This window comes from Bacillus cereus group sp. MG16 (genome assembly GCF_040459875.1).
GTDB classification, from domain to species: Bacteria; Bacillota; Bacilli; order Bacillales; family Bacillaceae_G; genus Bacillus_A; species Bacillus_A paranthracis.
Map to the genome: position 1 here is coordinate 3,731,940 of NZ_JARVHE010000001.1, position 20,708 is coordinate 3,752,647.

A 20,708-nucleotide genomic window follows, 5' to 3' on the forward strand; every position below is an offset into this window, starting at 1 on the left:
GAATCTTTTCCTTATTACAACAACTCCCTCTCATATACATACTATTTCTCTTTCTACGTATCAAATGAATGAAGCACATATTTTAAAATTAGTAAAAATAAAAACCTTACGTTTAAACGTAAAGTTTTTAATAAGTTATACAACCAGCAATTACAATCCCAATTGAAAGCGATAAAAACATAAGAAAAAGACCGACCGCTTGATTATCTTCTTCAAGACTTTTATTTATATTAAAGCGTGGTGTAAGCCACTCAGCTAAATAAAAGACGATAATTTGAGCCAAAATCCCAACCGCTCCCCACGAAACCATATCAAGAAGTGAAATGGAATTAGCTGCTGTTGAATATAAAACAATAGCTAACCCAAGTAATCGTCCTCCAAGTACATAGCTTACTGCCTTATTCCCTTGGGCCATTAACTTAAATTCTTTTACTTTCGTTGTCACTTCCATCAGGAAAAGACCTATGCATAAAAGACCAAGTGTTACTGCTAAATATAATAAAAAATTAATCATATACTTCCTCCTTTTTTATACCTACTGGTAAATAGTACGATTCATTCCCCGTAATTTTTTCACCAGCACGAATACCGATACTACTTGCTTTTCCTGCAATTAAAAACGAACCAAACACATACGACAGTTTCTCCATCCCTTTCTCTGTTTCCAAAGATATGACTGGAAGTTCTGTATACTTTTGAAATATCGGCAGTGACGCTTTATACGTTTGGTGTGCATTTTGAATCATAATATTTTCGTCCTTATCACGAATGGTAATCGTGTCTCCCTCTCTACCAAATGAAGGTTTTTGAACGAAAGAACCTTTTCCTAAAAATAAATCTGGTTCTAAATATGTAGGTAACATATATTCTTTAATCCACTGCCGTTCCTCATTTGTATAAAAGACCTCTTCTTCTGCTAATCCCCAAATAAGACACTGAACTGATTTAGGCTGAAGTAAAAATGCTGACAAAGGATTTATAATAAAAAGCTTTCCGGCTTTTACGAGTTGTAACAACTCCACACCTACCAAATCTCCTGTTTCAGAATCTTGATCCTCAATTAAATCTTCTATCGGATATGTTTGACGATATAAAACATCAATTTGCACTCCATCCCTATCCACTAAAGAATCTTTTGTAATTCTAAGTTCTGACATTGGCACGACTTTATTTTCAACACGGCATAACTGACTTAAATACATAGTCGTATTCCAATCCTCAATATGCTCATGATGCGCTGTAAAAACAACATTTGGGTTGTCTATTCCCTTTGTCGCTTCCATTACAGCTTTTGTAACACCAGAGGATAGCAATCGCTCTTGGCCTAAGTTTGGATCATCATAACCTAGCTTTTTACAAACTTCCCCATTCATTTGAAAGCATTCCATAATAAAGGTAGGTGTATCACTATTAAACTCAAGCATTTTAATTTGGTTATCGCCTGTTAAAACGAAATCAAATCGTGAAATAACAGATTCAGGATATAATCCTTTCATTCTAATGAACGATAAGCTTGCGGGGGGAAATCCAAGTTCAAGAAGCTGTTCGTCACTTAAATTACGCAAAAGTCTAGCAGTCTTAAAAAATATTTTCCCCATTCGTTCAGTTGCAACTTGTAATTGTTTCATAGTCTCATTTGTTATAGGAAAAACATGAAACAAACTATACTCACATTCATATAAATCCGACCAGAAATCCTGATATTTTGAATAAAACTCTTTTCGATCCCTTATGTATTGCGACATATGTTAGCCCCCAAATCCTCCCTTTGAACCGCTTCCAATTCCACCTTTAAATTCCGCAGACGATTGATAAGATTTAAACGCAGATGAATTTTTGAAAGTGGATTTATTTTGATAGTATCTCCCGCCATAGAAATAATGCCCACGATATCCTGAACTACTATCATCACACTGCCATACCCCAAGTTCATCATCCCAATCCCAATCTGCACAACTTTTATCATTCGGTTTTGGGGGAAGATCTTGTGCGCAGCCAAATAAGGTGCCAGTCATTAAAGACGTTACGACACCACCTACTAACCATTTCGTTTTTGTCACCTTCGCACTCCCCTTTTTAAATTCTATTCCTATTATATAGGATGGCATGATAAAGTAGAAGAAAAAGGAAGAAGAGTGATGAAATGCGCTTAGAATACCGACTTAATGATGAAACGAAAGGGTATCCAGCTTTATGGAACTATGCAAATATTTCTAATTCTGAAATCATTGCACGCATGACTTGTGAATATTTTATAAAAGATAAAAATACATATGTTGTCACTGCAACCTCAGTAGATCCAGACGGAACAGCAGTTATATATATGCAACAAGAAACTTTCTCTAACGATCCTTCAGATCCTACTTACTTCCACATCGGTTTTGAAATTAGAGAGCTAAAGGATACAAGTTCAAACTTGATTGAAAGTAAAGATGTATGGAACTATGAAGAAATCTTGCCATATCTGCATTCAGATATTATATATATTCAACAAGACGGCAAGCATATGGAGTTTGCTTTAGATTCAAGAGAGATTGATGAAGATAGAAAGTGCTATATTTATTATGGAAACTTCACAGGTGAATCAAGATAACATGGATATATGTATACAACAAAAAAACCTTACGTATAAAACGTAAGGTTTTTATATAGCCCCACATATGCCGTTCTCTCTAGATGTCCATAAACCTGCTCTCACAGGTGGATGCTCTCACAAATGTTTGTAACTTCCTTCTTAAAAAGATGGCATGTTAGCTACATTTAAATATTGAACTTCCATATTAAACTTATTGGTTTAAGACATGCATAAGCTACGTACACCGTAGGAATTTTATATAATGTTAGTTGAAATAAGACCCCCGCACGTGCCGCTCCTCGTAAATGTCCAAAAACCCGCTACTCGCAGGTGGATGCCCTCACAGTTACCGTATATCTTCCTCCACAAGGAAGGCTTGATGATGGTCACTAAATATTGAGCTTCCGTATAACTAACATCGGTTTTAGACATAAATAAGTTACGTACACCGCAGGATGCATTATTTACTTGTCGTTATATTATCACATTGTTTCCAATGTGTAAAATACAAAGTTTTTCGAGCAATCTCTTGCTTGTGACCTTATTTTAATACAAATTATTTTTGCATGCAAGTGATTAATCTTCTTCTTTTGCAATTTGATTTTCTGGATAAGAAATCCAATCACTCCAGCTACCTGCATACAATTTAACATTTTGGAATCCAGCTAATTTCAATGCAACGATATTTGGACATGCTGTAACACCAGAACCACAATATACAATTGTTTCCTTATCTTTCGAAAGGTTTTGGAATCGTTCTTGTTGCTGAGCTTCATTCTTAAATTGTCCTGATTGCAGCATTCCATCCTTCCAAAAATAATTTACTGCTGTTGGAATGTGTCCTGCTTTCGGATCAACAAGTTCCTCTACACCAGCATAACGTTTTGGCTCTCTAGAATCAATTAACGTAACATCTGCACCTGCATAGATATTCTCTCTCACCGTTTCCATCATTACAAGCATATGATTTTGTACATTTGCTTTGAATGCTTTTCGTTTAGCAACAGAAATTTCTGTTGTTACCGGTAGTCCATTCTCTTTCCATGCTGGAAATCCACCATCTAATATATATACTTTCTCATGTCCTACATAGTTTAATAACCACCAAAGACGAGAAGCATTTGCACCCGCTTCACTGTCATATGCAATCACTGTCGTATGTTCATCAATACCAGCTCGCGACAGCTTGTCTGCAAACTCCTCAATATTTGGTAACGGGTGGCGACCACCATGTTCTGTTATAGGACTTGATAAATCTACATTCAAATCAAAATATAATGCATGAGGAATATGTTCCTCCTCATACTTTTCTCTACCCCAATTAGGATTCGCTAAATCAAAACGACAATCGATTATACGGACGTTCTCATCTTCTATATGCTCACGTAACCATTCGACTGTAACTAACATCTTTAACGACCTTCTTTCTCTTTCAAACGACTTACATACTCCATAACCATTTCTTTTGTAACATATTTACGCTCTAGTGTAACACCATTTTTTGCAAGAGCATTAATTTGCTTCGTTACAACATTAATGACATCAACCGAAAATTCTTTCCCATTTGACGCAAGAGATACGGCTGCTTCAATAGCTGCTTCACGCTGCGCATCTAATTGTAAACATGCTTTTACACTTTCATTTTGTTTACGAGAATGTGCTGTAATTGCTTTATGTACTTCCATCTTCTCTTCCCCCTAAATAAGTTATACGTTCTGATTTAATTCCATTGCAAGCCGAATCATATCACGGCATACAATCCCATTTTCAATAATCTCTTCTTCATAATGCTTCGAAAAGTAATCAAAATCAATAGAAAAAATACGAAATCCACATTTTTGATAGAAAGCAAGTTGTGAAACACTAGAATTGCCTGTACCAACTTCAAGTTTTGACATACCATATCCTTTAGCAGTTTCTATAGCATGACTTATTAGCTTCTTTCCAATCCCTTTTCCTTGCAAATGCTCTACAACCGCAATATTCATAATTTCCATCGTCTTCGGCCTTGTTTCCAAAATTACATATATACCGATTACATTATCCTCTTGCTTAGCTACGTATGTTAATCCTCTTTGTACATATGCACCAATTTGCTGTTCACTTGGATCAGCAAGTAGTAATAAAGACTTCGGTATAGCTTCTTTTGAAATACGTTCTATTACAACAGTCATAAAAAATTCCCCCTTCTCTATTGTTCTAAACCCTCCTTGTCTACCATAAGTAATAGAAAGGAGGGATTCACCATGGACAACAATGAGAAAAAATGCAACGTCATCTCTATTGATGGAAAGAAGAAGAAGAGCGACACGTATTCCTATCCAAAATTAGTAGTAGAAAATAAAACATATGAATTTTCTTCGTTCGTCTTATGCGGTGAAACACCAGACGGCAGACGACTCGTTCTTACTCATATGATTTCTACCGATGAATTTGCTGGATTTGTCAAATCTTTAGATACGGTACTACAAAAGAAAATCGAACGAATCTTTTTCTCATAACGACTACATCACATACATTTCTTTTTCAATCTCTACTAATTGCTTTTGCAATTGTTCTTTACTTTGTTCATATAGTGATACATCAATCGTTTCAGCCAATGCAAATAATACACTTTCATAATAATTCATCACATCTTGCTGCATCACTTTTTGGAATAAGTTCCATTTCAAATCCCACTCTTGCTTATAATGATGAACAAATAAATCTTTTTCATCAGCTACATAGTTTGATACGAGAGGTTCTAATACAGATTTAGCGTCTTCTTGCATAAAGGCTTTGTCATTCTTTTCAAAAAAGCTTTTCTCGTTTTTAAAGTGTGCCAATGCTTTTTTGAAATCTTTTATTTCAACTGAAGGGAACGGTTCTTTATGTGTAATATCTTTATATTCATATTCCACTGTTCCATTCATAGAAATTGATTCATTTTCTACTTTACAGTTCACCACAATTTCATTCTTTGCACGCTTCATCGCTTCATCTATCCATCTTTCAAGGCGTAATGATGTCGCACGCATTTCTTGTAATAAATCATGCTGAATAAATGCTACTAATTCCATAACACACTGCTGCAACTGCACTTTCACATTTCCATCCGTTCGAAGCGATGCTGGATTAATAAATTCAGTAAACACATCGTTATAGCGTAGGAATAGACGTTGTTGCACGTAATAAAGCAATTCTTTCACTTCATTTTGCATCGCCTGTTCTTCAGCAAGCACACTATATGATGAAATAATATGAAGTAGTTGATCACGCTCTGCTTCATATTTTTTCGTTTGCTTCTCTTTCTCTTCATTCCCCTGCTTTGCACCATTTATCATATTTACTAACAGCTGATCTGCCCCTTGCAATGCACCATATAAAGCATGAACAGATACGAGCATTAAATCTCTCATCATAAAGGATGTAAATGATTCCTCGAACTTAGCAATCCCAGAGTTTTGTAAAATACCGTACTTCTCTTTCTCAATATTTTTTCCTTGTTTCTCTTCAAGCGCACATAAACTTGAAATTGCAAATAAACGTGGATTCCTAATACCGTATTGTAGTAGCTGGTCTGCGATATAACCTTTTACCATTTCAAGCTCTTCTTCAGACTCTGCTAAATCGGCCGCATTAATTAAGAAGAACATTTTATCAAGAGCAAAAGTATCCTTTACACGACCAAGCTGAATTAAAAATTCACGGTCAGCACGAGAGAACACGTGATTATAATACGTTACAAATAAAATAGCATCTGCGTTTTTAATATACTGGAACGCAACGTCTGTATGGCGGGCGTTAATAGAATCCGCTCCAGGTGTGTCTACAAGCGCTACTCCTTGCCTTGTTAATGCACAATCATAATAAAGCTCCATGTACTCAACAAAACAAGATTTTTCTTCATTCGCTACATAATCAGAAAACTCTTCTAATGTAACTTGTACTTGCTCACCTAAATGTGCAGAAACTGTATCATACCCTTTTTGTACTGCTCGTAAAAAGCTAAATGTTGTTTTTTGCTTCCCAGTTGGTGAAGGATATTTCATAACTTTATCAATCTGTGCTAACGCTTCATCTAACGTAGTAATCTCATAATGAAACAGCTTATAAACAGCTTTCATATCTTCTAATAAGGCTTGCTTTGATTTAAATTGAACCATTACTGTTCCATGTGGTTTTTCCTCTGTAACTGGCAAAATTTGATTAATCGTTGCCGTCGTCGGATTTGGTGACACTGGAAGTACTTTCTCACCAAGCAATGCATTGGCAAATGATGATTTCCCAGCACTAAAAGCTCCGAATAATGCCACTGTAAATTGTTTCGTTTCCACACGGCGCCTTTTTTCTATTACCTCTTGCTGTACATGTTTTAGCGCTGGCAATGGTTCTAATATCGTTTCAGCTTTCTTCACTTTCTCTAATATACGCTGAATATTTAAAGCTGCCGTTCCTTTTATCTCTTCTTCACGAGCCGCTACGTTATCATTTACAATTTCCTGCTCTTGTAGTGTGAATTTCTCACTAACAATTTGTTTTTTACTTTGCAATATCTCTTCTATTTGCAACCCTTCTGGTGTAGCAACACGCTCATGCCAAACATTTTGTAAATAACTTTCATATGTCTCCAAATTGTTACTGTATTGCAATTTCGTTTCTTTTGCCGTTTGCAACATCGTATATGTTTCAATCTCTTCTTCAATACGATCAACTGCTTCTTTTACCTTTTGCTTTAAAATGACTGCACTTTTATCAAAAATTTGCTGTGCTTTTGTAAAATAACGTTTCTTTAATTCATTCGCTACATCCGCTGTATAAAGAAGTAAGTAATCACCTGTGAAACCTGCACCTTGTTTAATTACTTCCGCTAACATTTCTGGTCCAAAAGCAATTTCTAAAGCATATATGTCTTTCCCAATCTCTTCTGTAAACAACCCTTCTTCTTTTAAGAAGGCAACAATAAATTCTTTCACATGAAAATCAAGTTGCGTTTCGACAGTCTTTTGCAAAGCAGCATAAAAAGCATCTAAACGTCTCTGTTTTTCTTGCTCAGTCTTTCCTTTCGCAAATAGCAAACCAACTTTAAATTTTGTTAATTTCGTTTCTAAGTACGCATTTGCCAATTCTCTCATTTCAAATGGCATTAAATACGCGTTATCTAATATAGCTTGTAAGCCTTTTATAAATTGATTTCTCATTTGAGACTCTTTATTAGCCTCGCGATGTTTCATTTCCGTTAGCTCTTCTTTCTTTTCAACTATTTCTGAAATGGAAAGCGGTGATGCTAACTCTTCCTCATATTTCAAAAGAGCTTTTTCATTTTCAGAAAGAATAAACGAGAAATGTTCCCTCATTAAATATTCTGTTTCTCGCTCCATTCCATCTCTTACATACTGCTCTTTTTCTTTCATAATAGAAGTAATTAACGTTTCTAGGTTTTCAATTTCATTATGTGGATGGTTCATCATTCGTAATGATGTATAATAAACTCCATCTACTTCAATATCCCAGTTAGAGAATGATTGTTTTACACTATCTCTATAATCCGCAAACGATAATTCATTTTCTTTATGTTTATCTATTTGATTTACAACGAGATAAACCGTTTTATTACGTTGTTTCAATTCTTTAACAAATTGTAAATTCACTTCCGATTGGACGTGATTATAATCCATCATATAAAAAATTACGTCTGCTAGGTGCAGCGTTGATTCTGTCGCTAGTTGATGGGCATCATCTGTTGAATCAATTCCTGGTGTATCAACTAACATAACACCTTCTGGAATTGGCGCATCATTTCGATAAATATGAACACCAATTACCTCATCGCCATCTTTACAAATTTGTTTTAATTCTTCTGCTGAATATGCACCGTCATATTCGTACTGCTCTCCAGATTTAATCGTTACAACAACACGATCAGACCCCTTTTCAATTTTAACGACGTTAGCGCTTGTCGGAATTGGACTTGTCGGTAACAACTGCGCTTTATATAGATGATTCATCATCGTTGATTTCCCTGCTGAGAAGTGACCGCAGAATGCTATCATAAGCTGATCTCGTTTATATTTTTGAATTACTTCAAACAACTTTAAACTATTCTCTGCATCGCCGTGTTTTTGCCACTCTTCATAAAAACAAACAAGCTTTTTCATACCGTTTGTCTGTACTATGTTTGTCATCCCCTTGTTCCCCTTTATCCAAGATGTATATACTTTTCCCCGCTATTTGCGAGCACATAATCAACAGGAGATACATCCCTCATTGATTACCTTTTCACTTTACTATCATACTAAATTTTCAGCATATTCTCATTAAAAATAAAAAATCCCTTTCATTCTTTTTACAAATGAAAGGGATTTTATGTAATATCACTCATTTTGCCGTTCCTACTCCATTTAAAACATACTTTGCAATAACTGCATATACAGCGACTGTACCTGCTACTAATGCATATACCATACTCGTGCACCAACCTTTTTTGATAATGATTATCACTTTTGAATACATTTTATCATTAAAGAGAATCATTATCAACACTTTTCATAAAGAAAGCCCCTTATAAGAAGGAGCTTTACTGCCTGTTTTGAAGAAGATTAAAACTTGTTGTGCACTCTTATTATATCTCATCTTACATAACTTAATAGTTAAAAAAAATGGAAATCCACCCTATACCCTCCATCTTACATTTTGTATAATAAAAGGGAATTACTTAACAAGGAGGAAAATAATGACACAAAATATTTCACAAGGCGAGAGGATACACTCCATCGATATTATTAGAGGAATAGCTGTACTTGGTATTTTTCTTGTTAACTGGCCTGTTATCGCCGGAGTCGACTCCCGTGATATTACAGGAATTTACGAAGGGATAGACAGCTACATTCGCCTATTTTACGATATGTTTATTCAAACGAAATTTTATACCATTTTTTCGTTTTTATTCGGATTAGGTTTTTATATTTTTATGAATCGTGCTGAGGCGAAAACAGATCGACCAAAAACTTTATTTGTTAGTCGCTTACTTATTTTATTATTATTTGGTTTCTTACATTACGTTCTTTTATGGGACGGAGACATTTTACATACTTATGCAATTACCGGGTTTTTCTTATTTTTATTTTACAAAAGAAAGCCACGTACTATTTTAATATGGTCAGTTGTACTATTAAGTTTCATGCAATTGTTCACATTATTAGGTTCTCTTGTCATGTTAATCGTGCCAGTAGAGGAGTTAGGCCTTTCCACAGCAATTATGCCGTTAGAAAACTGGGGCTTACAAATCACAGACCGATTCTATTCTTTCTACTCTGAAGCAATAAGTAACAGTCTTATTATGCTTCCTGAAACACTAGGATTGTTTTTACTCGGATTATATGCCGGTAAAAAAGATATTTTCCGCCGTGCGAAAGAATTAAATCCAAAACTTAAAAAATGGCAAATCATTATGTTCATTTTAACATTACCGATGTGGTTTATTATGGTTTACTTCTTTATGAACAATCAACCATACACACCATTTTCACTTATGGGTATTACGATGATAAGCGGAAAGACATTATTCATATTCTACATTTTCACGCTCATGCGTTTATTACAAAAAGAAAAATGGCAAAAGATATTACGTCCGTTCCAGTACGTTGGTCGAATGGCATTAACAAATTATATCTCGCATACAATTGTTACGTTGCTTGTATTCGGAATATTGTTCAAAAATGATTATCTTGCTCCATTATGGGTAGGACCACTATTTTGCATCGGTTTCTACACGCTGCAAATCTTTATTAGCCGCTGGTGGCTGTCACGTTACCAATACGGACCACTTGAGTATATATGGCGCCTTGGTACGTACGGAAAGATGATGCCACTTAAAAAGAAAAGCAAGGTCTCATAGTAAAATGTACCCTATAGAATAGACACTTAAAAAAAAGTCTATTCTATAGGGTCTTTCTTGTATAATGAGAGAAAAATGAGAATCGGAGAAATTTCAAAATGACGAAAAAACTGTTCACAGAAAAAGAAGTTCAAGCACTATCAAAGAATCGATACGTAAAATCAGTCAGTCAGAAAGGGATTACTTATACAGATGAATTCAAACGTATTTTTATTGAAGAAAATGAAAAAGGAAAACCACCTCGTATTATTTTTGAAGAATGTGGATTTGATATAGATGTCATCGGTCTACAACGTGTTGTATCATCAGGAAATCGATGGCGTACTTCCTATAAGGAAAGGGGGGTATTTGGTTTAAGAGATACACGTAAGGATAACTCCGGAAGAAAGTCAGAGAAAGAACTTACATTAGAAGAGAAATATGCACGTTTAGAAGCGGAACGAAACTTATTAAAAGCTGAAAATGAATTATTAAAAAAGATCAAGCTTATGGAAGGGAGGATGGGAAAGAAATAAGGTTACACCCCAGTCAGAAATACATCTTAATTCGTACTATTATTGAAAGGTATAACCTGAAAAATATGGTGAGATATTTGTGTGAGATCGCTGGTGTTTCGCGCTCTGGATACTATCATTATTTTTCCGCTACTGCTCAAAGTCAGCGAGAGAAAAGAATGCATCAAGATGAAATGGCGAAAGAGCTCATAGTAAAGGCATTTCAATTTAAAAACCGAAAGAAAGGGGCTCGTCAAATTAAAATGACATTGGCGGGTCAATTTCAAGTTGTTTACAATTTAAAACGCATCCGAAGAATCATGAAAAAATATGGAATTGTCTGTCCCATTCGGAAAGCGAATCCCTATAAAAGAATGTTGAAAGCGACGAAAGAACACTTTGTAGTACCTAATCAATTAAAACGAGAATTCAGGCAAGGTATACCTGGAAAGGTACTTCTTACAGATATCACATACCTGTTTTATGGCAAAAATCAGAAAGGATACTTATCTACCATTCTAGACGGGTCTACGAATGAAGTTTTGGCTTATCATGTTTCAGAACGGCTTACTCTAGATATCGCAACGACAACTCTTCGTAAACTAAAGAGGAATAAGAAAGTGGAATTAACACCAGATGCATATATTCATTCAGATCAAGGAGCTCATTACACAAGCCCTACCTATCAAAAGTTGGTCAAAAAATTAAAGCTAGGACAATCCATGTCAAGACGAGGAAACTGTTGGGATAATGCCCCTCAAGAATCCTTTTTTGGGCACTTTAAAGATGAAGCACACATAAAAACTTGTACATCTTTCACTCAGTTAAAACAAGAAATTAAAGACTATATGAAATACTATAATCAACACCGCTATCAGTGGAATTTAAAGAAGATGACCCCTGTTGAATACAGAAATCATCTTCTTGATGCCGCCTAACTTTTTTTAAAATGTCCTTTACAAAGGGTACGGATTATAGTGAGACCTTGCTTTTTTATGCTTCTCTTACCGCACTTTGTATCGGAACTGGTTCATCCTTTACTTTCGCTTTACGCTGCGGCACCATATTAAATACGATATTTAACAATACTGCTGACGCACTTCCAAGTACAATTCCGTTATCCGTTAAAATACGAATACTTTCTGGAAGTTGTGAGAATAATGTTGGAACGACAGTAACCCCTAGTCCAATCCCAACAGAACATGCAACGATTAATAAGTTTTCTTGTCTTCCAAAATCAACACTGCTTAACATTTTAATACCATATGCCATTACCATACCGAACATCGCTAACATCGCACCGCCAAGTACCGATTTCGGAATAATTGTTGTAATGGCTGCGATTTTTGGAATGAACCCAAGAACGATTAACATACCACCACACGTGTAAATAATAACGCGATTTCTTACTCCAGTTAATTGAACAAGCCCTACGTTTTGAGAGTATGTTGTATATGGGAAGGCGTTGAAAATACCACCTAACACCATCGCTAATCCTTCTGCACGATAACCTTTTGTTAATTCTTTTTCACCAATCTTTTTATTGCAAATATCAGATAATGCAAAGTAAACACCTGTTGCTTCTACAATCCCTACGCAAGCAACTAAAATCATCGTAATAATTGGCGTTAATTCAAATGTTGGTGTACCGAAGTAAAATGGCTGAACACCATGGAACCAATCTGCTTCTCCAACCGCTTGCAAGCTTACTTTCCCCATAAATGCTGCAACGATTGTACCAAACAATAGACCTAGTAAAATAGAGATTGAACGAATAAATCCGTCGAAGAAACGATACATAATGATGATAAATAGTAACACACCAAATGCTAATGCTAAATTTTCAAGACTACCGAAATCTTTACTTCCTACTCCACCAGCCATATCATTAATTGCTGCTGGAACAAGTGTAACTCCAATTACAGTAACGACAGATCCTGTTACAACAGGGGGAAACAGCTTTACAAGCTTTCCAAATAATTTCGCAAAAATAACAACGAATAACCCCGCAGCAATAATTGCTCCATAAATAGAAGACACGCCGTATTGTTTTCCGATTGCAATCATCGGCCCAACGGCTGTAAATGTACAACCTAGTACAACTGGGAGCCCAATACCGAAAAAGCGATTTGATAATGCTTGTAAAATTGTCGCAACGCCGCACATTAATAAATCAATTGAGACTAAATACGTTAACTCTTTTTGATTTAAACCTAGGCCGCCGCCCACAATAAGCGGAACGATAATTGCGCCCGCATACATAGCAAGCATATGCTGCATACCAAGCGATGCGATTTTAATTGGATGTTGCTTCATCGTTTATTTCACCTCCGCAGTTTCTTGCTGTACAAATGTAACTGCGTTATTATCAAGTGATGCAATTTCTGCTAGTGATTCAACACGAACGCCTTGTTCACGAAGCTTCTTTCCTCCATCTTGAAATGCTTTTTCAATAACAATACCAAGTCCAGCAATACTTGCTCCTGCTTGCTCAACTAAACTCATTAAACCTAAAGCAGCCTGACCGTTCGCTAAAAAGTCATCAATAATTAAAACGCGATCACTTTCATCGATATGATTTCGAGATAATGAAATTTCATTCGTCTCTTGTTTTGTAAATGAATATACGCTTGCAACATACATATTATCTTGTAACGTTAACGATTTACGCTTTCTAGCAAAGATTACTTTTACACCAAGCTCTAATGCAGCCATAACTGCTGGTGCAATACCTGAAGATTCAATCGTCACGATTTTTGTAATGTTCTCTTCTTTAAAACGTTTAGCAAATTCTTTTCCGATTTCTTGCATAAGTACTGGATCAATTTGATGATTTAAAAATGCATCTACCTTTAATACATCACCAGATAAAACCTTTCCTTCGTTCAAAATCTTTTCTTGTAATACTTTCATGTTTGTTCCCCCTCTTATGCAATAAAAAAACTCCAAAAGCCGCCACCACTCGTTACAAGTGAGAGACGCGCTTTTGGAGTTTCGCAAAAAAGAATGCTAAACAAGCAAATATATTCGTCCTCACTCATAGTCAAAGTATTTACGGTACTTCGGTAGAAACTTGCAGGCCATATCCCCGCGATTATATGAGTGTAGCTAACTATTTATTTTATAGAAGGATTATAACGCACTTTTTATACTTTGAAAAGCTTTTATTCATAAAACACGTACAAATTTTATAAAAACATCATTTTCGTTCGAGTTTTGTAAACTCTTTCATTCCCAATTATAACTTCGTTAAAATGATTGGTCCATCTTCTGTAATCGCAATTGTATGCTCATATTGAGCTGATAATTTCCCGTCCATCGTTCTCGCGGTCCATCCATTTAAATCTACTTTCGAATATCGCATACCTACATTGACAATTGGCTCAATTGTAATTACCATTCCTTCTTGTAACTCAGGCCCTTGTCCTTGCTTCCCAAAATGAAAAATTGCTGGTTCTTCATGAATTTCTTTACCGATTCCATGTCCCGTAAAGTCTCTTGCGACAGAAAAATCTTCAGCAGCTACATAACTTTCAATCGCATAACCAATATCTCCTACATGATTACCGATTATCGCCTGCTCAATGCCTTTATACAAAGCATTCTCAGCTACTAGTAATAACTTTTCTGCTTCATCAGAAACTTTTCCAATTCTATACGTCCAAGCAGAATCTGAAAGACCACCATTTAAGTTTACTACCATGTCAATTGTTACAATATCACCCTCAGTCAAAGGCACATTGGCCGGAAATGCATGACACATTTCATCGTTTACAGATGCACATATCGCATATGGATATCCGTTGTACCCTTTCTGCTCAGACGTTGCACCATGTTTTTCTAAATACGCTTCCACAAACGTATTAATTTCTTTTGTTGTAATACCTGGTTTCATTATCTTCGTAATTTCTCTATGACATGAAGCAAGTAACTTTCCAGATTCATGCATTAAATCTATTTCATTTTTCGTTTTAATTGTAATCATGCTGTCTCTCCTTACTAAACTTGCTATTTACCATTAAACTTCAATCATACACATCCTCTTCCAAAATTACAAAACTTCCAATTACAAATAGTAAGATTTATTTCTGCATAAAAAAACAGAAGGAGATTCTTCTGTTTTTTTAATCATTTTTACATATATAATTCATTTTCAAAAATTCAAAATAACTACCATTCGTCTTCTGTATAAACGTTCCAACTGCTTCAAATCCTGCCCTTTTATACACTTTAATCGCTCTTTTATTAAATGTAGCTACTGATAGTGTTATATAATTACATCCATATTTTTCTTTACTAAAAGCTAGTATAGCATTTATGAACTGTAAACCAAATCCATTCCCAGTTATATTAGGTCTCATTCCAAGACCTATATCAACCGTTCCATCAGTTATTTTACAAACAGTAAAATAACCAATGAGATTGCCATTTTCCTTCACAGAAAATGTATGATTCCCTCTACTCTCATCTTGTAAAAATTCGGCTAAATCTTCTTCATCTGCCTCTATATCGTAAAAGGAATATTTCCCTTCATAATGCCAGTTGTATGCAATTTCTTCTGCTTCTTCTTGCGTCATTACTGTATAAGTATACTCCATTTTTCTATCCCCTTTAAAAAAAGAGCTGCAAGTAAGCAGCCCTTTTTTATAACTCGTAAATCTCTCTATACTTCGCTTCTAAATAATCTGCTAAGTAATTTGCATTCAATCCTTCACCAGTTACATCTTCTAAAATTTCAAGTGGCTTTTTCGTTTTACCGTATTGGTGAATGTTTTCTGTTAACCATTCACGAATTGGCGTTACGTTTCCTTCTTCTAATAATGCATCAAAATTCGGAATGTCTTTTACCATTCTTTGCTTAAATTGCGCTGCATACATATAACCAAGCGCATAAGATGGGAAGTATCCAAATGAACCACCAGCCCAGTGAACATCTTGTAATACGCCTTGTGCATCGTTAGCCGGACGAATTCCTAAATATGCTTCCATTTTATCGTTCCAAGCCGCTGGTAAATCCTTCACTTGTAATGTGCCATCAAATAACTCTTTCTCAAGTTCATAACGAACCATAACGTGAAGCGGATATGTAAGCTCATCTGCTTCTATGCGAATAAATGAAGGCTTCGATTCATTTATTGCATCATAAAACTCATCTACTGATATATCATTGAATTGACCATCGCTATACTCTTTTAATAAATCATAATTTTTCTTCCAGAATGATTTATTACGACCAATAAAGTTCTCAAAGAATAATGATTGTGACTCATGAATACCCATAGATGTTCCACTACATAGCGGTGTACCTTCAAATTTCTCTGCAATATTTTGTTCATATACAGCATGACCACATTCATGAATTGTGCCAAACACAGCCATACGGAAATCTTTTTCGTCATAGCGTGTCGTAATACGAACATCCCCTCTATTTAATGTGATCTCGAATGGATGTACCGTTTCATCAAGACGACCTGCTTCAAAGTCATAATTTAATTGCTTTAATAGCTCTAATGTAAAGTTTTTTTGTTTTTCTTTTGAAAAATGCTCTGATAAAGCACTTGTCTTTAATCTCTTTTGCGAATCCGATATTTCTTTTACGAGCGGTACGATACGCTCACGAAGTTGACCAAATACGTGGTCTAACACTTCTACTGTAATGCCCGGCTCATACATATCTAATAATGTATTATATTTATATGTTTCATAACCCCAATATGTAATAAATTTCTTTTTAAATTCAACGATTTGTTCTAAATACGGACGGAACATTTCGAAATCAGATTTTTCGCGAGCTTCTTCCCACACACTTTCTGCTTTCGCTTCTAATTTCACATACGCTTCATATTCCGCTTGTGGAATTTTCTTATTTCTATCATATTCTTTACGGCACTCTTCCACCATTTTCTTCGTCGTTTCAGAAAGCTTGTCTTCACGTATTAAATCTTCAAGCTCTGTTAAATAATTTCCCATTTCATCTGAAGTCGACATAGCAAACACTTCTGATGAAAGCATGCCAATTACTTCTGAACGCTGGTCTACACCTTTTTTAGGCGCCCCTGTTCTCAAGTCCCAAAACATTAAGCTTAATGCTTCTCCGTAATTTTGTATCTTCTTCACATATGTTAAAAATTGTTTTTCTACTTCATATGTAGCTACTGTCATTATATAAAAACCTCCTTTTTCTACCTCAAACTTAATTCGACATGAAAATATAAATTCCTTTTATAATAGAAAAAAAGCTTGGCAAGCGCCAAGCTTTCTCCTTATAATTCTTTACCTTCTACTGGTAGTACGTTTTTCACTGCTTCTACCACTTTCTCATCTTCTGTATCAGATAAGAAGATTGATATAGCACCTTTATCTTCGCTCGTACGAATTAAACGGCCAATCCCTTGACGAAGACGTAAAATCATATATGGTACATCTACATCCCAGAATGGATCATTTACGTGCTTACGCTTCGCTTCAAACACAGGGTCGTTTGGAGGGAATGGTAATGACCAAATAATAACATGTGATAATGATGAACCAGGAATATCTAAACCTTCCCATAAATGAACGGCACAAAGTACAGTCTCTTCTTCATTTTGGAAACGAGAAACAAGCTGACTAATTTCTTGGTCCCCTTCATATAGGAACGGAACTGACATTTGTTCTTTACTTACATATTCTTTAAACGCTGCAAGTTCTTGCGTTGTACGGAATAATACAAGTGTACGTCCATTTGTTTTTTGTATATTTTCAAGTGTATATTGACACTTTCTTTCCCATTCATTTTCTTTCGTATGAGATAGTAAGTTTACTGCCATTTGCTCTTCGTAATCAAACGGGGAGGCAACTGAGAATGATAAGTAATCTTTTACCCCTAAGCTATTTGCTGTAAATGCGAATGAATCGTTGTTAGATAATGTAGCAGAAGAGAAAATATACGGGATTTTCTTTGAGAATACTTTCTCTTGTAATACTTCTTCAACTGCACGCGGCATAATTACTAACGTGAAAGCTCCATCACCTTCTTCACCCCATGTAATTACATTTTTCTCGTGCATAAACAGACGAAGTGAATGCTCTAATACATCTAAATGTTCATCAACGATATTTAAATCATACGTGTTTACTGTATGCATTTCACTTTCAAATACTAATGCATCACCGACTTCACCAATTTTCGCATAAAGTCGCTTCGCTTCAGCCGTTACTTTTTCTGTCACAGTAATTTCTAAACGATCAGAACCAGCAATTTCTTTTTTATTCTCTTGTAACACATCAAAGAATCGCTCTGTTTGCCAAATTGTTTCTTCTACTAAATGCGCAAACTCCTCGCGAATATCATTTTGTAATAATCTCGTTAAAAGTTGCTCCATCATCGTTTGCTTTAAACGATATGTTAAAGCTTTTTGAGCTGCATATTCTACAAGATGTCCTTCATCAAATACAACACAACTACTTTCTGGTAATAATGGAATTTGTCCTTCACGCTTACGAGCATCGTACGTCCAAATATGATCCATATAAAAATCTTGAGAACAAATAATTAAATCTGCTGCTTTACGATAATGTTCACGTGATAGAGTTTGCCCACAACGATGTCGAGAATCACAAGTGAAGCAATCTTGGAAGTAATCCCAATTTACTTTTGACCATTCCTCGTCATTTAAAAGCGGAAATTCTTTTCGGTCACCATAGTGAGTAAAGTTTTGCATCGTACCATGGTCAAATACAAACTGCGGTAATTCGTAGTACACATCTTCAATTACTTCTGGAGCTCGTCCACTCATAACATCTTCAAGTTTACGTAAACATAAATAATTATCCATTGATTTCGCAAGTCTTACATCTACCGATAAGCCTAATGCCTCAGATAATTTAGCAATGTCCCCTTCTTCTTTCACAAGCTGCTCAATTAACGTTTCATCTGCACAAGCGATAATCGCTGGCTTTCCAGTATAACGTGCATAACAAATTGCATATAGAAGATATACAATTGTTTTCCCGGTTCCTACACCAGCTTCTGCGAACATAACTTTCTTTTCTTGGAAAGCACGCTCTAATTGAAACGCCATAAAAATTTGTTCATCACGCTCTTCAAAGCCTTTTTCCGGAAGGATGTCGTAAAACACATCTCCAATCCACTCATTCAACTTATCATAAAAATTGTCTTGTTTCCCTACTTCAAATGGTAATCTCTTCTCAGTAAACATCCTTAGCCTCCAACCAAAAAGTTTTTCTATAAAAGATATAGCAACTGCTACTCATATGTGCGCAGCCACTTTCCCCTGTTGTAATACATAGAAATACACGAAAAAAAATTTTCCTTTCGAAAAAGGAAAATTTTCTACTATATTAATGACTTTAAATACCGTTTATCTATCGCTGTTTCATGCGAAAGAGCTAACAAATATTCTTCTTGTGCTTTTTGTATTTCATCTACAATCGCACCTTGGTTATCCACTTCTTTTCCGAGCTCATCATACGTACGGTGAATAGCTTTTTGAATCATTGATAATTGGAAACTATCCATATCAGTTCCTCCTTTACGCATTACATAATAGCCAGTATATGCGCGCTGGAGGAGTTTTATACTATGAATTACGAGGTGGACGTTTTCCGAAGTATTGGTAGTAATCTGTACGGATAAATCCGTTAAACAGTTTACGTTTCTTCGATGCATCTTTTCCGTAGCACTTCTCAAATGCTTCGTAACTTGTTAATACATATGCCGACCATGTGTCTAATGGACGGAATACTTGTCCCATTTCTTTATACAGTTGTTCAACAAGTGCTTTTTCACTTAAACGCTCTCCGTATGGAGGATTCGTTACAACATAGCCATAATCCTCTTTTGTTGTGAAATCTTTTACTTGCATTTGTTTAAATGTAATTAAATCACCTAAACCTACTTCTTCTGCGTTATCTTGAGCAACTCGAATCATACGATGATCAATATCTGATCCAATGATTTGCAATGGTTGATCATAGTTCGCTAAATCTTCTGCTTCTTGACGAGCTTCACGCCAGTTTTGTTTACCAACCCAGCCCCACTCATCCGATGCAAAACCACGGTTAAAACCTGGTGCGATATTTTGTCCAATTAATGCTGCTTCAATCGGAATTGTACCTGATCCACAGAAAGGATCCACGAAAGGACGATCTGGCTTCCAATTTGTTAATTTAATTAAAGACGCAGCTAATGTTTCTTTTAAAGGAGCTTCCCCTTGATCCACACGATATCCACGTTTATGAAGTCCAACACCGCTCGCATCGATTGTTAATGTTGCGATATCTTTTAACATTGCAATCTCAATACGGAATAACGGGCCATCTTCTTCAAACCAAGTTGTACGTTTATATGTTGTTTTTAATTTTTCAACGACAGCCTTTTTAACGATACGCTGGCAATCCGAAACACTGAATAACTCAGATTTTAAAGATTTACCGATAACAGGGAACTCACCGTTCTCTGGAATATAATCTCCCCAGTTTAATGCTTTTGTTTTCTCAAACAGCTCATCAAATGTTGTCGCTTTAAATTCGCCAACTTTAATTTTCACACGGTCCGCAGTACGTAACCATAAATTCGTGCGACAAATCGCCTTTTCATCTGCTTCAAATGTTACTTTGCTGTTTTCTACTTGGCATTCATAACCTAGATCACGAACTTCTCGGGCAACTAAAGCTTCAATACCCATTGCCGCTGTTGCGATTAAAGTAACTTTTCCCATTTGCATTCACCTCTTATGTATATTCAAACAATAATTAATAG

The 20,708-nt window shown here is 35.6% G+C and carries 20 protein-coding genes, 2 other RNA genes and 1 riboswitch; of the genes, 4 read left to right on the forward strand and 18 right to left on the reverse strand.

The features are described 5' to 3' along the window. Positions 1 to 127 precede the first annotated feature (127 nt). Genes QCI73_RS19270 through QCI73_RS19280 form a run of 3 tightly spaced genes read right to left on the reverse strand, consistent with a single transcriptional unit; the run spans position 128 to position 2,060 of the window. Positions 128 to 514, reverse strand: a complete 387-nt coding sequence (locus QCI73_RS19270) for a DUF350 domain-containing protein (RefSeq protein ID WP_000606860.1) — start codon at positions 512 to 514, stop codon at positions 128 to 130. Continuing rightward, the gene (locus QCI73_RS19275) at positions 507 to 1,745 is read right to left on the reverse strand and encodes a glutathionylspermidine synthase family protein (protein WP_327922227.1); all 1,239 of its coding nucleotides are present in this window, start codon (positions 1,743 to 1,745) and stop codon (positions 507 to 509) included. The genes QCI73_RS19270 and QCI73_RS19275 overlap by 8 nt, the downstream gene beginning before the upstream one ends. A 3-nt stretch (positions 1,746 to 1,748) precedes the next feature. Beyond that, positions 1,749 to 2,060: a hypothetical protein gene (locus QCI73_RS19280; RefSeq protein ID WP_000169020.1), complete on the reverse strand. Its 312-nt coding sequence runs from the start codon at positions 2,058 to 2,060 to the stop codon at positions 1,749 to 1,751. 83 nt (positions 2,061 to 2,143) lie between these two features. Between QCI73_RS19280 and QCI73_RS19285 the strand changes: the two genes are divergently transcribed. Further along, the gene (locus tag QCI73_RS19285) at positions 2,144 to 2,593 is read left to right on the forward strand and encodes a hypothetical protein (protein ID WP_262724869.1); all 450 of its coding nucleotides are present in this window, start codon (positions 2,144 to 2,146) and stop codon (positions 2,591 to 2,593) included. Positions 2,594 to 2,647: 54 nt separating this feature from the next. Here QCI73_RS19285 and ssrS (QCI73_RS19290) read toward each other — a convergent pair. The 5 genes from ssrS (QCI73_RS19290) to QCI73_RS19310 form a co-directional block, all read right to left on the reverse strand. Beyond that, a non-coding RNA gene (ssrS, locus tag QCI73_RS19290) (6S RNA) lies at positions 2,648 to 2,831 on the reverse strand. Positions 2,832 to 2,851: 20 nt separating this feature from the next. Beyond that, positions 2,852 to 3,035: non-coding RNA, 6S RNA (gene ssrS / locus QCI73_RS19295), on the reverse strand. Between the two features lie 116 nt (positions 3,036 to 3,151). Further along, positions 3,152 to 3,985: a sulfurtransferase gene (locus QCI73_RS19300; protein ID WP_353823576.1), complete on the reverse strand. Its 834-nt coding sequence runs from the start codon at positions 3,983 to 3,985 to the stop codon at positions 3,152 to 3,154. A 2-nt stretch (positions 3,986 to 3,987) separates the two neighbouring features. Continuing rightward, positions 3,988 to 4,260: a YpbS family protein gene (locus QCI73_RS19305; protein ID WP_000451811.1), complete on the reverse strand. Its 273-nt coding sequence runs from the start codon at positions 4,258 to 4,260 to the stop codon at positions 3,988 to 3,990. Between the two features lie 21 nt (positions 4,261 to 4,281). Beyond that, positions 4,282 to 4,749, reverse strand: coding sequence for a GNAT family N-acetyltransferase (locus tag QCI73_RS19310; protein ID WP_044790378.1), 468 nt, complete (start codon positions 4,747 to 4,749; stop codon positions 4,282 to 4,284). A gap of 72 nt (positions 4,750 to 4,821) precedes the next feature. On the opposite strand from QCI73_RS19310, the gene QCI73_RS19315 reads away from it, so the two are divergent. Continuing rightward, entirely contained in the window at positions 4,822 to 5,076 is a 255-nt protein-coding gene (locus tag QCI73_RS19315; RefSeq protein WP_000369740.1) for a DUF3931 domain-containing protein, read from the forward strand. 3 nt (positions 5,077 to 5,079) lie between these two features. Here QCI73_RS19315 and QCI73_RS19320 read toward each other — a convergent pair whose 3' ends face one another. Further along, positions 5,080 to 8,739, reverse strand: coding sequence for a dynamin family protein (locus QCI73_RS19320; RefSeq protein ID WP_353823577.1), 3,660 nt, complete (start codon positions 8,737 to 8,739; stop codon positions 5,080 to 5,082). Between the two features lie 193 nt (positions 8,740 to 8,932). Beyond that, positions 8,933 to 9,097 (reverse strand): hypothetical protein, encoded by a 165-nt coding sequence (locus QCI73_RS19325; RefSeq protein ID WP_154214584.1) that lies wholly within the window; start codon positions 9,095 to 9,097, stop codon positions 8,933 to 8,935. Positions 9,098 to 9,287: 190 nt separating this feature from the next. Between QCI73_RS19325 and QCI73_RS19330 the strand changes: the two genes are divergently transcribed. Together QCI73_RS19330 and QCI73_RS19335 are read left to right on the forward strand one after the other, a co-directional pair. After that, the gene (locus QCI73_RS19330) at positions 9,288 to 10,451 is read left to right on the forward strand and encodes a DUF418 domain-containing protein (RefSeq protein WP_353823578.1); all 1,164 of its coding nucleotides are present in this window, start codon (positions 9,288 to 9,290) and stop codon (positions 10,449 to 10,451) included. 98 nt (positions 10,452 to 10,549) lie between these two features. Next, positions 10,550 to 11,883, forward strand: a protein-coding gene (locus QCI73_RS19335) for an IS3 family transposase (protein WP_416274065.1) whose coding sequence is annotated in 2 segments (ribosomal slippage) — positions 10,550 to 10,934 and positions 10,934 to 11,883 — 1,335 coding nt in all. Because the reading frame shifts where the segments join, the coding sequence is not laid out codon by codon here. Positions 11,884 to 11,938: 55 nt separating this feature from the next. On the opposite strand, the gene pbuX is transcribed toward QCI73_RS19335, so the two are convergent. The 8 genes from pbuX to QCI73_RS19375 form a co-directional block, all read right to left on the reverse strand. Further along, complete coding sequence (pbuX, locus tag QCI73_RS19340) at positions 11,939 to 13,261, reverse strand: xanthine permease PbuX (RefSeq protein WP_327922231.1); 1,323 nt, start codon at positions 13,259 to 13,261, stop codon at positions 11,939 to 11,941. 3 nt (positions 13,262 to 13,264) lie between these two features. Then, on the reverse strand, positions 13,265 to 13,858 hold the full coding sequence (locus QCI73_RS19345) for a xanthine phosphoribosyltransferase (RefSeq protein WP_000866495.1): 594 nt from the start codon (positions 13,856 to 13,858) through the stop codon (positions 13,265 to 13,267). A gap of 107 nt (positions 13,859 to 13,965) precedes the next feature. After that, a riboswitch (purine riboswitch) is annotated at positions 13,966 to 14,067 on the reverse strand. A gap of 116 nt (positions 14,068 to 14,183) precedes the next feature. Then, positions 14,184 to 14,930, reverse strand: a complete 747-nt coding sequence (locus QCI73_RS19350) for a type I methionyl aminopeptidase (protein ID WP_353823579.1) — start codon at positions 14,928 to 14,930, stop codon at positions 14,184 to 14,186. Between the two features lie 139 nt (positions 14,931 to 15,069). Next, positions 15,070 to 15,543, reverse strand: coding sequence for a GNAT family N-acetyltransferase (locus QCI73_RS19355; protein ID WP_327922233.1), 474 nt, complete (start codon positions 15,541 to 15,543; stop codon positions 15,070 to 15,072). Positions 15,544 to 15,589: 46 nt separating this feature from the next. Then, positions 15,590 to 17,107, reverse strand: a complete 1,518-nt coding sequence (gene ypwA, locus QCI73_RS19360) for a carboxypeptidase (protein WP_000215095.1) — start codon at positions 17,105 to 17,107, stop codon at positions 15,590 to 15,592. A gap of 101 nt (positions 17,108 to 17,208) precedes the next feature. Next, entirely contained in the window at positions 17,209 to 19,146 is a 1,938-nt protein-coding gene (locus tag QCI73_RS19365) for an ATP-dependent DNA helicase (RefSeq protein WP_000493701.1), read from the reverse strand. Between the two features lie 137 nt (positions 19,147 to 19,283). Then, the gene (locus QCI73_RS19370; RefSeq protein ID WP_000376892.1) at positions 19,284 to 19,466 is read right to left on the reverse strand and encodes a DUF3921 family protein; all 183 of its coding nucleotides are present in this window, start codon (positions 19,464 to 19,466) and stop codon (positions 19,284 to 19,286) included. 61 nt (positions 19,467 to 19,527) lie between these two features. Then, complete coding sequence (locus QCI73_RS19375; RefSeq protein WP_000521234.1) at positions 19,528 to 20,667, reverse strand: THUMP domain-containing class I SAM-dependent RNA methyltransferase; 1,140 nt, start codon at positions 20,665 to 20,667, stop codon at positions 19,528 to 19,530. Positions 20,668 to 20,708 lie beyond the last annotated feature (41 nt).

Excerpts from the sequence above, each read along its gene's own strand:
- QCI73_RS19345 (WP_000866495.1), bottom strand. The coding sequence starts at position 13,858 with ATGAAAGTATTACAAGAAAAGATTTTGAACGAAGGAAAGGTTTTATCT.
- QCI73_RS19320 (WP_353823577.1), bottom strand. The coding sequence starts at position 8,739 with ATGACAAACATAGTACAGACAAACGGTATGAAAAAGCTTGTTTGTTTT.
- QCI73_RS19365 (WP_000493701.1), bottom strand. The coding sequence starts at position 19,146 with ATGTTTACTGAGAAGAGATTACCATTTGAAGTAGGGAAACAAGACAAT.
- QCI73_RS19300 (WP_353823576.1), bottom strand. The coding sequence starts at position 3,985 with ATGTTAGTTACAGTCGAATGGTTACGTGAGCATATAGAAGATGAGAAC.
- pbuX (WP_327922231.1), bottom strand. The coding sequence starts at position 13,261 with ATGAAGCAACATCCAATTAAAATCGCATCGCTTGGTATGCAGCATATG.
- QCI73_RS19355 (WP_327922233.1), bottom strand. The coding sequence starts at position 15,543 with ATGGAGTATACTTATACAGTAATGACGCAAGAAGAAGCAGAAGAAATT.
- QCI73_RS19375 (WP_000521234.1), bottom strand. The coding sequence starts at position 20,667 with ATGGGAAAAGTTACTTTAATCGCAACAGCGGCAATGGGTATTGAAGCT.
- QCI73_RS19285 (WP_262724869.1), top strand. The coding sequence starts at position 2,144 with ATGCGCTTAGAATACCGACTTAATGATGAAACGAAAGGGTATCCAGCT.
- QCI73_RS19330 (WP_353823578.1), top strand. The coding sequence starts at position 9,288 with ATGACACAAAATATTTCACAAGGCGAGAGGATACACTCCATCGATATT.
- QCI73_RS19350 (WP_353823579.1), bottom strand. The coding sequence starts at position 14,930 with ATGATTACAATTAAAACGAAAAATGAAATAGATTTAATGCATGAATCT.
- QCI73_RS19310 (WP_044790378.1), bottom strand. The coding sequence starts at position 4,749 with ATGACTGTTGTAATAGAACGTATTTCAAAAGAAGCTATACCGAAGTCT.
- QCI73_RS19270 (WP_000606860.1), bottom strand. The coding sequence starts at position 514 with ATGATTAATTTTTTATTATATTTAGCAGTAACACTTGGTCTTTTATGC.
- QCI73_RS19370 (WP_000376892.1), bottom strand. The coding sequence starts at position 19,466 with ATGGATAGTTTCCAATTATCAATGATTCAAAAAGCTATTCACCGTACG.
- ypwA (WP_000215095.1), bottom strand. The coding sequence starts at position 17,107 with ATGACAGTAGCTACATATGAAGTAGAAAAACAATTTTTAACATATGTG.
- QCI73_RS19315 (WP_000369740.1), top strand. The coding sequence starts at position 4,822 with ATGGACAACAATGAGAAAAAATGCAACGTCATCTCTATTGATGGAAAG.
- QCI73_RS19275 (WP_327922227.1), bottom strand. The coding sequence starts at position 1,745 with ATGTCGCAATACATAAGGGATCGAAAAGAGTTTTATTCAAAATATCAG.
- QCI73_RS19305 (WP_000451811.1), bottom strand. The coding sequence starts at position 4,260 with ATGGAAGTACATAAAGCAATTACAGCACATTCTCGTAAACAAAATGAA.